The following is a 14,018-nucleotide window of genomic DNA, read 5'->3' on the forward strand; positions in this document are numbered from 1 at the left end:
TCATGCGCCTTCGGCGCGGTCAGGGGGAACCGGCGGATGCGTCGCGGAATGAAATACGAACAGTTTGCTGATCCAGTAAGTCAGGGCCACGCAGGCCACGTCGCAGACGAATTTCACCGGAGCAGGGTTGTCGACGATAGCCAGCCCCACGCTGAACAGCGCCGACGCGACCGGGATATTGATGGCGAGCAACGAGAAATAGCGCACCGCTTGAGCCTTGCTGCTGCCATGGCTCGACTGGAACGTGAAGTGCCGATGCAAAAAGAACGCGAACACACCGGCGACGCCTTTGCCGGCAATGTTGGCCAGCACGGGTTGTTCCTCGAATAGCGCGATCAACAGCAGAAAGGCGCCCATGTCCAACGCATAGGCCACGAGTTGGATGGCGCCATACCGAATAAAGGTCAAGACGTCCTCCTGATGACCACGATGTGATGCAGCGCCAATACCCGCCGCAACGGGAGCAGCAGCTTTTCAACGATTTTGAGCGCGGGGATCAACACATCAGGCAGTAACTGGCGAAAGTTCAAGCCGCCGGAAACCAGGTAGCGCAGATAATTGCCGCAGATTTCCTGATGGACGATTTCCAGGCCTGGGTACTTGCCCTCGAACGCCTGCCTGTCGCGAACGAAGATGATGTAGCTGAGCGCCTGGTTGGCGCCGTTCATGGGGCCGGTCGAGGGTGTTTCCCAGGACGGGAAGTGCATGTCGAAGCCTTCGGACTTGAACAGGCGTTTATAGAGAAAAGCGGCAAAGGGGCCGTGGAAGGGCTCGATCAAAATGGCCCCGCCGCCCACCTTGAGCGTTCTTTCCAGTTCCGTGAAAAACCGATCGGGGTGAGGGAAGTGGTGAAAACAGTTCTGGCCATAAAAGGCCCTGACCGAGTGATCGTCCAGGCTCATTGCCTCGGCATCGAGTGCCATGTCCAGTTGTTCGGTGGAGACAATGTCCGTGGCCAGTACTTCAGGGTATGAATGACGCATGGGCGCGATGCCCGCCCCCAACTCCACCTCAAGGCCTTCGACCTTGAAGTAACGGTCTGCCAGGCGATGAAATGCGTGGTGGAACTCCACGAAGACTTCCCGGAGCATTCGCTTGCGTTCAAGCACTTTGCCGTGAAGTTCGAGGCGCTCGCCGCCATCGACATCCAATGCCTTGAGCGACGGGTCCGATAAAAAATCTCTCAGCGCTTTAATGAGTTTTCTTCCCGCAATGACGTTGTTTTAACACGCCTGGATTGCCGTGGCCGGCTGGGCACCGAGGCGATGTCGTAACCGAGGAACGCCATGATCAGTTGCAACCCCATGAGCATGGGCAGTGCACTGAGCATCACCGTGCCGGCGGGTGTCGCGATGCCGTTCTGCGCCGATTCATACCAGTGATAACTGCCGAAGAAGATGCCGAACAAGAACATGACAATCCCGATCGGCAGTTCGATCGAAGCCAGGGACATGTCGCGAAGATAATAGTTGTAGAGCACGCGCTTGGTGAAATTGCGCAGGTGTTTGAACAGGAATTCGCCAACGATCTTCGAGATCTTGAGGTGACTGACTTCGTCGCCGTATCGGGCCTCCATCGGAATATCCACCACCACGGCGCGCACGGTGTTCAGGCGGAACAGGATGTCGGTCTCGAAAAAGTAGCGCTGGCTGACCTTGTCCAGGGGTAACAGCCTGGCGACGTCACGGTGAATCGCCGTGTAGCCGTTGGTGGGGTCGAACAGATCCCAGTAACCGGTCGACAGTTTGGCCATCAACGACAGTACCGCGTTGCCAAACAGGCGCAGCCGCGGCATCGATTGGACTTCTTCCAGGTCGAAAAACCGATTGCCCTTGGTGTAGTCCGCTTCTCTGGCCAGGATCGGTTCGATGAACAGCGGGATCAGGGTCGGGTCCATCTGGCCGTCCCCGTCGACTTTGACGATGATACTCGCACCGTCGGCGAGGGCTGCTCGGTAACCGGTCATGACCGCACCGCCCACGCCTTGGTTGACCTCATGGGGCAGCACCTTGACCCGGGGTCGTTACAGGAAGCCAGGACATGCCCACCGGAACCGTCCGGGCAGGCATCGTCGATGACATAGATGCGCCAGACCTCCGGTCCTATGGCCTCGATGACCCCGACGATGTGCGCGGTGACCCGATAGCTGGGGATGACGACGGCGACGCGTTGTTCGTCCGTGAAAAGCGCTGTTTTTGAGTTCATCGATATCGCCCGCTATTGCCTGAATGAAAGTGACTTGAACTCCAGGGGTGTGTCGGTGTGCCCGGATGCATAAATGATCACGGACGTGGCATTTGCGGGGGCAACGACGCTCATCTCATGGGTCTCCCATTGCGTGGTGCAGTCAAACGTCTCGATGCTGGTGGTAATGAAGTCGCCTTGGTCGTCCATCCAATTGGCCTGGATTCTTCCGGCGGTGGTCGTCGTTGCGCAGCGTGCGGACACGCTGTTGATGTACGTCAGTCCCGGCGTCACTTCGACCCGCTGTGTGGCCGGTGTCTTGACGTTGACGGTCAGGATCTTGCGCGACGCGTCATAGGTCGAGGGTGACGTCAGGCTCCAGCCCTCGAGGCTGGACAGCTGCGGGTCGAGCAGGTGTTCGTCGTGGGTGACATTGAGTTTGCGCAGCTCCAGGTTACCCAGTCTGGCATAGGACGTGGACACCGTGAGCAGCCGATCGAGTTGCACCTGGGGAAGGGACTTGAGGTCGATCACCAGCCAGTTCACCTGGCGCCGGCGCAAGCGTTGGGCAAGCTCCGAGGGCGAGGTCACCGTGTCGAATTCGTTTTTCCACTTCAGGTTGTACCACGACGTGTAAAGGGCATCGCCATGCAAACCCGCCATCAAGGGCGATGCAAAGACTGCCACGGGCTGGTTTGCGCTATTCAAGGCGTTGACGGTGTCGACCATGTTTCGGATGGGCAGGCGTTCCAACAGGTAGGCGTCCCGACCGGCCTGGCTCAACAGTGCAGAGGGGTTGATGTCGCCATAGTAAGTCGCGGCCTGGATGAAACGGGTATTGGTCAGGACCAACACGGCCCCGGCGACGATGGCGAGGCTGCGGGGGAAGAACCTGGGGTCGGAAAAGGGCAGGGCCAGGATCACTGAGAACAGCGCGAAGGAGGGGAACACATAACGCAGGTAGGCCGTTGAGTGGAACGTCATGAACATCGCGCCGGCGCCGACCAGGAGGATGCACAGGGCTTTTTTGTTGCCGCTCAACAGCACGGCGACGGCGGCCGTGGGCAGCAACAGCCATTGAAAGCCTGCCGCGCCGACGCGCCCTTCGATGAACTGAGGCGACTTGAAGACCATTCGATAGAGGGTGTCCCAGGTCATCCCTGTACCGAAAGCGGCTGGCGGTTCGAAATTGATGTTCGGCCACAGTGGCGAATGGAAAATCGCATTGAAAAACGGAAACACCGGATTACCGGTCAAGTACCCGGCAGAGACGTAAGGGGTGGCACCGGCCAGTATCAGCCCGGCACTGCCGAGCAGGAGCGTCTTGACGATGCCTGGGACAGCCCAGGCCTTGTACTGCACCAGCAGCATCACCAACAGCACCGGCAGGACGCTCAGGGTCACCGCCTTGGTCGCCATGGCGAAGCCCAGCAGGATGCCGGCCAGCAGCAGTTGCGACAGGCGCTCCGTGGGATCCGGCGTGAAGCGTGAGACCTTCAGGATCGCCAGTGTCCCGGCCATCATGAAGGCGGTCCACGCCGACTCGATATGCAGGCTGCTGCTTTCAGCGAAGGCGAGGGGCGTCGACACAAAGATCAGGCTTGCCCAACGGGCACTTGTGGCAGAGCCTCCGGCCCAGAGGGTCATGTTGCGGATCTGCCACGCCAGCAGCAGGGTGAATGCGCTGTTGCTCAGGCGCGCTGCCGTTTCACCGCCCAGCATATAGACGATGCTATAGATCCAGTCGGCCAGCATGGGCATGACCGCCCACACATAGGTGCTGGCATCGAACGACCATTGATGCCGCTGGGCCAGGTGTGAAGGGACGAAGAGGTGCATGGCCAATGCGTCGTGCCCGACCTCTGGCATGAAGGCGACCAACACGTAAAGACAGGCGAAGCTGCAGATCAGTACGTCGAGCGCCGTTTGGACCGGTGTTTGCGTTGATCGGCTGGCCTGGATGTGGCACAGCAGTTCACGGCCCATCGACGTGACGTGTCTGTGGCCCAAGGCCAGCGGCAACAACAGCAGCGCGCCATACAGCCCGGGGTAGTTGATCGGCCAGTAGGCCGCCAGGCCTGTCAGCGTACCGAACGCGCCTGCTCCCACCAGCAGGTGGACGCTCCAGTCGGCCGAGGCTGCTTGCCTGAGCACCCACCTGCCGAGCACGGTGGCAGACAGCGCGAACACCGCTACGACAAGCACCGGCCAAATCTGTGCGCAGGCGATGGCCAGGCACGCCAGCAAACCCAGGCAAAGCAGGATCGGTGGCTTGCGCGTGAAGACGGTGAGGGCGGCCAGGGCTGCCATCGACAGCAATATCGTCCGGGTGCCGCTGTTCATTGACGCCAGTTCAAGCGTAGAAAAACCGTACACGCCGACCACTGCACTCGCCAGTAAAACCAACAATACCACGGCGTACTTCAGGCTGAATCTGGGCAAAATATCGTCTCGGCTAAAGGGATAACGCTGTCCATTAAGGCAAACCAAGATCCGTGGCGAGGGAGCTTGCTCCCGCTGGGCTGCACAGCAGCCCCAAAAAAGGCAGGATGCGACCAACCTGACACGCTGCGGAGGCTGGGTTCAGGGCCGCTTCGCAGCCCAGCGGGAGCAAGCTCCCTCGCCACGGATTCATCGGCTCCCTTGAATTTGCATGCAAAGGGGCTGCCTACACGTCTCGGTACGTGTGCGGAACCCAGGATCCCCACTTGCTCTCGTAGATCGCCCGGTTCTTTTCGAAAAGGGCCTGTTTTTTCCTGGCTCCCAAGGTGTTGAACGAGGCGGACAGGTGGTGGTGAACGAAGACGTCTTCGGCACAGGCTGCGCGCATGCCACGCCGCTGTACGCGGCGGCAGTAATCGTCATCCTCGAAGAACCCCAGGCCGTACTCTTCGCACAGGCCACCGATTTGCTCGTAGGTCGAGCGCGGGAACATCACGCAGAAAAACGCCAGGGTGTTGATTTCGAACCACTCGCCCATGCGGGCGCGGGTCATTTGCGCGGCTTCGGCGGGCATGTCTTCCAACTGCTCATAGCAGGTGCTGACTTTGGCCTCATTGCCGATGTTGTTGGTGATCGGGCCGATGATGCCGATTTCCTTGTGGTCCTGCAGGTGACGGATCAAGCCTTTGATCCAACCGGCGGTGACCACCGTATCGTTGTTCAGGATGACCAGATAGTCGCCACTGGCGGCGGCGAGGCCCAGGTTGTTGCCGGCGGCGAAGCCCTTGTTGTCCGGGTTGAGGATGACGATCCGGTCGGGGTGGCCGTCGGCCCAGGCGCTGAGGTAGGCCGGGGTCTGGTCGCTGGAGTGGTTGTCGACGACGATGATTTCAAGGTTCGGGTATTGGCTCTGGGTCAACAGGCTGTCGAGGCAGGCCTTGGTCAGTTCGAGGTTGTTGTAGGTCAGCACCACGACGCTGACTTTGGGCTGGGGCAATGCCGCGATGGCATCGCGCAGGCTGGCGGCCCGGTGCTGCCAGGTCTGGCCTCGGGCGAACGATTGACGAGCCTCCAATGCGGCGCTGGCCTCCGGCAGTGCCCCCAGGACACCGCGCAGGGTCGAGATGAACTCAGTCGGCTCTTCAACCGCCCAGACCAGTTTGCCGAACTGGCTCAACTCCGGCAGTTTCACCGACACCACCGGTTTTCCCGCGCTCAGGTATTCATAGACCTTGACCGGGTTGGTGGCGAGGGTCAACGGCATGACCTTGAACGGTAGCAGGCAAACGTCCATGGCGTGGAGGTAGTAAGGCAGGGCGGTATACGGGACTTCACCTTCCAGGATCACATTCGGGTAGGCCTTGAAGTGTTTTTTTGCCTGGACGATATCACTGCCGATCAACAGAATCAGGTGCTGCGGGAAGGATTGGGCGACCCGCTTGACCAGGTCCAGGTCGAACCATTCGGCAATAACGCCGTAGTAGCCGATGATCTTTCTGTTGGCAGGGTCCCGGTAGACCCTGTCGGGACGTCGGCTGAAGAAACTGAACTCGCAGGCGTTGCGGATCACCTCGACGTTGCGGTTTTCCCGCTTGCCGTGTTGTTCGATCCAGTCGGATGTCGCCACCAGCAGATCGGCCCTGCGCATCAGGGCGATTTCCAGGTCGAGCAGTTCCTGGGCAACGTTGCCGAAACCTTCGTGATGATCCATGCAGTCATAGACCAGGGTGGCGTTGGGGACACGCCTTGCCAGCGGAAACCAGAAGGCGTGCTGGACAATGCAATCCGCGGCATCGACGTTCGCCGCTTCCAGGAGCATGGCCAGGCCTTCGCACAACTGGCGGATCACGGCCGCTGACGGAGGGGCATGATAGATGGCCGGTGCACCGCGTACCTTGAAACGGATCTGGAACAGCCGGTGGGAGCCTTCCAAAGGTTCTGCTTGGAAGCCGGGGGCCTCGTCGTCGATGAAATTGTTCGAGATATAAAAAGTCGTTTGTCCGGCCCTGGCCAATTCCTTGGCCAGGTTTTGTGGGCGTTGGATGCGAAAGTGCCAGTCAATCACGCCGAACATCAGGATCATGGGCTGCCCGAGGCTGGACGGTACGGCAACGTTTACGGGCGGTGGCAGAGTTTGCAGCGCAAAACCAGCGTCTGGCGATGATTCGCCTGGTGTTGCCTTGCCGGGTTTCAGCCAATTTCGAAGCCGACGCGCCAGTTTGCTTTTCTGCTGTGCGGTGAGGGGCAACCAGGCATAGACCCGGCGCGATAATTTATACAATTGCTTGCGTATCGAATAACGCAGCGGTGCACGTTCGATGGCGTTGCCCCAGTCGGAAAGCTTGAACAACTCGGCTTGCTTGGCCGCCAGTTGGGCGCGCAAATCCACCGCCCAATCGGAAAACACGACAGCCTCTTTTTCCTTTGTCTGGATTAATGCCTCGGCGTCCTTGAGGTGCTGTTCGGCCAGCCGCAGTCGCTCACGCAGCCGCCCGGTCTTGCCTTCTTGAAGTGACAGGCGGGTGCGAAGCGCTTTTGAATCAAGGTTCAGTTGTTTGATAAGCCGATCTCGATTTTCGATTTCCTTGACCAACTGCAAGGCCTCAATGGATCTGGATTGTGTCGAGCGAGTCAGTTGGTCAATGCAATCAACAAGACGGTTGATCTGGTCCATGCGGTTTTCTGGTCCTTTGGTCAATACGGTAACGCACACGCGGTCTTTTTCAGGATCGATGTTGGCTTCAATCACCCGCCAGGCCTCCAGCCGTGCAATGAGTCAGCATAGCGGTTGCTGGACGGGGTGCCATGCAACAAACGTCATATGACGTCGGCGAAGCCTTTGCGTGTCCTCTGGAACCAGGCAAACCCGGCGCAGGCAATCAGCACCGAGACTGCCGAATAAGCCGCCAGGTGCTCCCAGTGCGGCGGCCGGCCCCAGAACATGACATCGCGAACCATTTCCACCGGCAGTGTCAGGGGATTTGCCTGCAAGGCAGCCTGATAGCTTTGCGGAAGCGTCGAGAGCGGATAGAAAATCGGCGAGAGAAACAGCATTGCAGTGATGATGACGCCGATGAACTGGCCGATATCGCGCAGGTAGACGCTTATCGAGGCGAGAAACCAGGAGATGCCCAGCGTCAGCAACACCAATGGAAACAGCACCAATGGCAGCAGCAGGGCGGTGATCGGTGGGGTTCCGAACAGGGCGATATAGAACATCAGCCAGGCCAGGACGCTGACCGCCATGTGGAACAGCGCTGCGCCGAGCGACACCAGGGGCAGGGTTTCCAGTGGAAAGACGATCTTCTTGACGTAGTTGGTATTGGCCAGCACCAGGCCCGGCGCACGGTTCACGCATTCGGAGAAGAGGTTGAAGACCAGCAGGCCCGCGAACAGCACCAAGGCAAATTCGCTCTTGGATTCACCGCCGCCAGACCAGCGGGCCTTGAAAACGACGCTGAACACGAATGTGTAGACCACCAGCATGAAAACCGGCGTGAAGAACGACCATAGAATACCGAGCATCGAGCCTTTGTAGCGACCGATGACTTCTCTGCGGATCAACACGTAGATCAGGATTCGATTGATCAGGACACTCTTGATCATGGCAACGGGGGACGTGCTGAACGACTGCATCGGTGCTTGATCCTCAAGGCAATAGCGGATGCTCCTTGAGTCGCATCCTCATGGAGTAGGCCCCAGTGTAGATTCATTCGAAGTTTTTTATCCCATCTGTGCTTAACTCATCCGCAGCGCCCAACGAAGGACAGGTTCAGTGGCACCGCAATAATGGCCGTGATTCATGAAAGGGTTTTGCCGATGTCGTTTGAAGTGGCCATCCGCGCCGAAAACCTGAGCAAGTGTTATCAGATCTACGATGCGCCCAAAGACCGTCTATTGCAGATGCTGGTGCGCGGCAAGAAGCGTTTCTATCGCGAGTTCTGGGCCCTGGACGATGTTTCCCTGACCATCGCAAGGGGGAGACCGTCGGTATCATCGGCCGTAATGGCAGCGGCAAATCCACCTTGTTGCAACTGATCTGCGGAACGTTGATGCCGACCCGGGGCAGTGTCCAGGGGCATGGCCGGATTGCGGCGTTGCTCGAGCTGGGGTCTGGTTTCAATCCGGAGTTCACCGGCCGGGAAAACGTCTATGTGAATGCAGCCGTGCTGGGCTTGAGTCGTGCGGAAATCGACGCTCGTTTCGATGACATCATTGCCTTCGCCAATATCGGCGACTTCATCGACCAGCCTACCAAGATCTATTCCAGCGGGATGCTGGTACGGCTGGCCTTCGCCGTTTCGGTCTGTGTCGAGCCGGAAATCCTGATCGTCGATGAGGCCCTCTCCGTCGGCGATGCCTCCTTCCAGTTCAAATGCCTGAATCGGCTGGAAGAACTGGCTGCCAGAGGCACCACGCTGCTGTTCGTCTCCCATGACATGAGCATGGTCAAGCGCTTCTGCCACCGGGTCATCTATCTGCGCGCAGGCCGGGTCGTCGCCAGCGGCTCGCCCGATGAAATGGCCGAGCTGCATTTGCTCGACATGCGTGACGAGCAACGTCGCTGGGCCAGTGGCGGGGTCACACCGGTGACGCGCAAGTCCTTCATGGGCGGGCAGGAGGGGATGGCCTTCGGGACCGAAGAGGGGCACATCAGCGCCGCCTGCTTCACCAACACCCAGCAGCTGTCCTCCAGCTACCTGTATGGTGACGATATCGAGATTCACGTCGAGGCGTTGCTGCATGAGTCGATCACTCAACCCAACATCAGCTTCACCATCCAGGAAGCCAGGCTGCTGGTGATCGGTGGAGGCAACTTCGCACTGCAACCCGGCCCGGTCGAAAATGGCTGGCGGCGCGCGGCGATCACGGTGCGCTTCCGGGCCCACCTCGCCGAGGGGCGTTATCATGTCACGCTCAAGCTGTTGCACGGCGCCACGGAAGACACCTCGCAGTTGATCGAGAAGCAAGTCGCGCCCTTGGCGTTCGACATGTTGCCAAACCACCAGGATTTTCTGGGCATGGTTGACCTGGGGTTGCAGAGGATCGACGCTCGACCGGTCGAGTCGCTTGCCAAGGCCAGCGGGACTCAAGGGGCTAAGGTTGTGACGGAACACCCGGTCGAGCGCACGTGGCAGGTCGCTATATTCGGCACCTTTGACGTAGAAAACTATGGCGATCTGCTGTTTCCGATCATCGCCGAGGCTGAGCTGATCCGGCGCTTGGGCTCAGTCAATCTGCATCGGTTTTCCTATCACGGGAAAAGCCGACCCCAATGGCCCTATGCGGTGACGTCGCTGACAGAGCTGCCCCATGTAGCGGCGAGCCTGGATGGGGTTTTGATCGGCGGCGGTTTCCTGATCCGCTTCGATAAAGTGGTTGCCCACGGCTATGGTCCGACAACCGCCGATATCCATCATCCGACCGGTTACTGGCTGACGCCTGCGCTCATCGCCCAGCAGCACGCGGTCCCGGTCATGTGGAATGCCCCCGGGATGCATTGCAACGATATTCCCGACTGGGCCAGGCCGTTATTGACGATGGCCCTTGAGCAAAGCCAGTACGTGCGCGTCCGTGATGCACTGTCGCGCGATACCCTCGGCGCGCTGACTCCACAGGCCGAGATCGAAGTGCTGCCCGATACCGCGTTTGGCTTGCCCCGCCTGATCGATGAGCAGCGACCCTCGGCCGAGCTCATTCGCCTGCGCGAGCAGGCCGGGCTGACCGGGCCCTACATCGTGATCCACGCCATTCACGTGGTGGAATCCTTTGTAAAACTGTTCGAAGACTACGCCGAGGCGTTCCAGGGCTATCAGTTTTTGGTGGTGCCGATTGGCCCTGTCCTGGGGGACGATCCGTCGGTCATTGCCGGGCGCTTGCCTGGGGCCATCACCTTGTCGTTCTGGCCGGAACCGTTGCTCATGGCGGAAATTCTCAGCCAGGCCCAAGCGGTGATCGGCCATAGTTACCACCTGGCAATCACCGCCCTGGCGTTTGGCGTCCCGGTGTTCTGCTCGGCGGACCTGACCACGGGCAAATACACGGCGTTGGCTGGGTTCGACACACTCCACGCATTGCCGGACGTGGCGACGGTCGATCCGCAATGGTTTCTCGCGCGGGTGGGCAAGACCCGCCCATCGCCCGCGGCCCTTGCGGCGGCGGATCAGTTGGTCGAGCATTGGGACCGGGTCGCGGCGATCATTCGCCAGGGCAAAACGTCGTCCCGGCCGGTGTTGGGCGCTTTTCTACAGCATCTGCCCAATCTGCTCGAAGCCGCCGCCCAAGGGGGCGACCCATTGCCGGCTGAATGTCCGGCAAGCCTCGTCGTGCCGGAGCCGGGCAGCACCGAACCGGCACAGAACCTTGCAGCACAGGAGCTTGCCCAGCAGCAACGGATTGTCCAGCTCAGCCAGCAACTGGCCCTCAGTGACGCCAGGATGCTTGAGTTGCAGAACTCCAATTCATTCCGAATGACCGCGCCACTGCGTTCCATTGCCCGTGGTATCAGAAACCTGACAGCGAACAAGAACAGACAATGCTAGATCTCTCTCGTCTCACGCCAGCGGCGCTAAAGTCCCATCCGTATACCTGGGCTGAAATCGGCAGTCTGTATTCGCCCGAGGATGCCGCCGCGTTGGCGGCGTCGTTTCCTCATGATCATTTCAAGACGGTGAGTGGTTATGGCGGTGAGAAAAATTATGACTATGAGGCGCGTGCCCTGGTGAGCATGGGCACCCAAACGATCGCGTTCCCTGAAGAACTGAGCGAGGCATGGTTGAGGCTGGCGCAGGACCTTGGCTCGGCCGGCTATCGAGAGGCCATGTCGGAGCTGACCGGGATCGACCTGCGCAGCGTGCCGATGGAGGTCAACGTCTTTCATTACGGTCCCGGTGCGAGCCTGGGGGCCCATCCGGACCTTCCAGATAAACTGGTCACCCATATCCTGTATTTCAATGAGTCCTGGGACCGCAACGACGGCGGTTGCCTGACCATCCTGCACCGCAACGATCCCAGCGCCGTGGCGGCCGAGATCGAGCCACGGGTGGGCAATTCGGCGATCCTGGTGCGCTCGGATAATTCCTGGCACGCCGTCACCCCCGTGGTGAGCGGCTGCCAATCTTCCCGCCGCAGCCTGACGGCAACGTTCTACCGGCCCGGTTCCCTCAGTTCCATGTGGCCGCCAGGTGACAGCACGCCGCTGCATGGGTACCCACGTGCTTAAGCTCGACAGCGCCTTGATCGACCGCGACGCCGCCTTGGCCCAAAGAGACGCGGCCATCAACGAGCGCGATGTTGCCTTGGCGAAAGTCGACTTCCTGCAGAACACCCGTTCGTGGCGTTTCACCCGCCCCCTGCGCTCGCTGTTCCGATGGATGCGCTATGGGTTTACCGCCGCCCAGGAGTTCCCCGACACCGCCGCTGCAATCGTCTACCCGGCCGCACCGGAACCGTTGCCGAACGTTGAGGTGGACGCAGATTTCGCCACGAAGGGACGCCTGGATATTCTCTGCTTCGCCAACATCGATTGGGCCGCACGCTTCCAGCGACCGCAGCAGTTGATGAGCCAGTTTGCGAGCAATGGTTATCGGGTGTTCTATATCGTCCCCGCCCGTGTGCCGGAACAGGGACAGCTCTATGAATTGACATCGGTGGCGCCCAATGTCTTTGAAGTGGTGCTGCAGCGCGAGGCGCAAGAGGCGTATTACGAACAAATAGTGACGCCTGAAAATCATCAGGCTTTGCTGCGTGCCCTGGCTGCATTGGTCGCCGACATGCAGATCAGAACCGCCCTCTCGGTGGTGCATATCGCTTACTGGAGCCCCGTGGCACTCAGCCTGCGCACCCTGCATGGCTGGCGTATTCACTATGACTGCATGGACGACTGGGATGGCTTTCCGAACATCGGCGAGCAGTTGCTGAGCGAGGAAAAGACCCTGATCGCCCAAGCGGATCTGGTGACCGTTTCCGCCGCGTTGCTTTACCAGAAGTGGTGCGCCCATAACCCACGCTGTGTGCTGGTGCGAAACGCGGTGGATTTCGCTTTTTTCCGGCAGCACTGTTTTACCAACGATGTGCTGAGCGGGCTTGCCGGCCCGGTGATCGGCTACTACGGTGCCCTGGCGCAATGGCTCGATTATCCCTTGCTGGCGGCGTTGGCGGACCGGCGGCCAGGGTGGAACTTCATCCTGGTGGGGGACATTTTCGTCGAGGATCTGGCAGGCCTCGAGCACAAGCCCAATGTGCAGTTGCTGGGCCACAAGCCGTACTCGCAGATGCCGCTTTACCTGGATCATTTCGATGCCTGCCTGATTCCCTTCAGGCTCTACAACGTGACGCATGCGGTCGATCCGGTGAAGTTCTACGAGTACATCAGCGCAGGCAAACCGGTGATCTCCACGCCACTGGCGGAGATGAGCATTTACAAGGACCTGCTGTACTTCGCCACCGGGGTCGATGAGTTCATCGAGCAGATCGAGCGGGCCTTGGCCGAACGCGACCTGGCCCTGTACAAGCGGCGCGTGGAGCTCGCCCGAGCGAACGACTGGAAGGATCGATTCCATAGCATGCAGCTCGCTATCGTCGGGCTGTACGAGAAAGTCTCCATCGTGCTCGTGACGTACAACAACCTCAACCTGACGATTCAATGTGTCAACAGCGTTCTGCGGAATACCACCTGGCCCAGTTACCAACTGATTGTTGTCGACAATGGCTCGGACGATGGTACGGCTGAATATCTTGAGCGCCTGCGCCAAGAAGTGCCGACCGCGAAGATCATTCTCAACCCGGACAACCGGGGTTTTGCCGCGGCGAACAACCAGGGCTTGCGAGAAGCCGACGGTGACGTGTTGCTGCTGCTCAACAACGACACGGTAGTGCCTGGCGGCTGGCTGGATCCGCTGGTCAGGCATCTGAGAGACCCGAGTATCGGCTTGGTCGGGCCGGTCACGAATGCGGTAGGCAACGAAGCGAAAGTCGCGGTTTCCTACACCGACATTCAACAGATGCAAGCATTTGCAGACCGCTACACCGAAGCCCGCAAGGGGCAGACGTTCGATATCTCGATGCTGGCGATGTTTTGTGTCGCCTTTCGCCGCAGCATCCTCGAAGAGGTGGGTTATCTGGATGAAGCATTCGGCATCGGGATGTTCGAGGACGACGACTACAGCCGTCGCGTGCAGGCGGCCGGCTACCGGACGGTCTGCGCCGAAGACGCGTTTATCCATCATTATGGGCAGGCATCGTTCAGGAAACTGATCGCCAGTGGCGAGTATCAGGCTCTCTGGGACAAAAACCAGGCGTACTTCGAAAGCAAATGGGGGGCGTGGCAGGCCCACGCTCATCGTGACGAGCCTGGCGGGGAGACGGGGGAGAAGGCTGGGTCGCGATAAGGC

General features: G+C 59.7%; 7 protein-coding genes and 3 pseudogenes. 4 read left to right on the forward strand and 6 right to left on the reverse strand.

Annotated features, from left to right (window positions below; all coding sequences use genetic code 11):
• From ACZ5M5_RS11225 to ACZ5M5_RS11250, 6 genes and pseudogenes are all read right to left on the reverse strand, one after another.
• The gene (locus ACZ5M5_RS11225; protein ID WP_060738160.1) at positions 1-408 is read right to left on the reverse strand and encodes a GtrA family protein; all 408 of its coding nucleotides are present in this window, start codon (positions 406-408) and stop codon (positions 1-3) included.
• On the reverse strand, positions 405-1,091 hold the full coding sequence (locus tag ACZ5M5_RS11230; RefSeq protein WP_237140794.1) for a class I SAM-dependent methyltransferase: 687 nt from the start codon (positions 1,089-1,091) through the stop codon (positions 405-407). Before ACZ5M5_RS11230 ends, ACZ5M5_RS11225 begins: the two co-directional genes overlap by 4 nt.
• 92 nt (positions 1,092-1,183) lie before the next feature.
• Positions 1,184-2,205 (reverse strand): annotated as a pseudogene (locus ACZ5M5_RS11235) (glycosyltransferase family 2 protein).
• Between the two features lie 12 nt (positions 2,206-2,217).
• The gene (locus tag ACZ5M5_RS11240; RefSeq protein WP_464739028.1) at positions 2,218-4,626 is read right to left on the reverse strand and encodes a phospholipid carrier-dependent glycosyltransferase; all 2,409 of its coding nucleotides are present in this window, start codon (positions 4,624-4,626) and stop codon (positions 2,218-2,220) included.
• A gap of 226 nt (positions 4,627-4,852) precedes the next feature.
• Positions 4,853-7,375 carry a glycosyltransferase gene (locus ACZ5M5_RS11245; protein WP_464739029.1) on the reverse strand — a complete coding sequence of 841 codons (2,523 nt, stop codon included), beginning with the start codon at positions 7,373-7,375 and terminating at the stop codon, positions 4,853-4,855.
• Positions 7,376-7,443: 68 nt separating this feature from the next.
• Positions 7,444-8,262 (reverse strand): ABC transporter permease, encoded by an 819-nt coding sequence (locus ACZ5M5_RS11250; protein ID WP_060738156.1) that lies wholly within the window; start codon positions 8,260-8,262, stop codon positions 7,444-7,446.
• A 183-nt stretch (positions 8,263-8,445) separates the two neighbouring features.
• Between ACZ5M5_RS11250 and ACZ5M5_RS11255 the strand changes: the two are divergent.
• The 4 genes and pseudogenes from ACZ5M5_RS11255 to ACZ5M5_RS11270 all read left to right on the forward strand — a co-directional run.
• Positions 8,446-9,698 (forward strand): annotated as a pseudogene (locus ACZ5M5_RS11255) (ABC transporter ATP-binding protein); the annotation flags it as partial.
• A 108-nt stretch (positions 9,699-9,806) separates the two neighbouring features.
• A pseudogene (locus tag ACZ5M5_RS11260) lies at positions 9,807-11,168 on the forward strand (polysaccharide pyruvyl transferase family protein); the annotation flags it as partial.
• Entirely contained in the window at positions 11,162-11,848 is a 687-nt protein-coding gene (locus ACZ5M5_RS11265) for a 2OG-Fe(II) oxygenase (RefSeq protein WP_060738155.1), read from the forward strand. The pseudogene ACZ5M5_RS11260 and the gene ACZ5M5_RS11265, both read left to right, overlap by 7 nt.
• Positions 11,841-14,015, forward strand: coding sequence for a glycosyltransferase (locus ACZ5M5_RS11270; RefSeq protein WP_464739030.1), 2,175 nt, complete (start codon positions 11,841-11,843; stop codon positions 14,013-14,015). The genes ACZ5M5_RS11265 and ACZ5M5_RS11270 overlap by 8 nt, the downstream gene beginning before the upstream one ends.
• The last annotated feature ends 3 nt before the right edge of the window (positions 14,016-14,018 follow it).

This window comes from Pseudomonas sp. Van50, from assembly GCF_055390755.1.

What these genes read in the sequence shown, in the direction of transcription:
- ACZ5M5_RS11265 (WP_060738155.1), top strand. Translation starts at nt 11,162, where the DNA reads ATGCTAGATCTCTCTCGTCTCACGCCAGCGGCGCTAAAGTCCCATCCG.
- ACZ5M5_RS11230 (WP_237140794.1), bottom strand. Translation starts at nt 1,091, where the DNA reads ATGCTCCGGGAAGTCTTCGTGGAGTTCCACCACGCATTTCATCGCCTG.
- ACZ5M5_RS11250 (WP_060738156.1), bottom strand. Translation starts at nt 8,262, where the DNA reads ATGCAGTCGTTCAGCACGTCCCCCGTTGCCATGATCAAGAGTGTCCTG.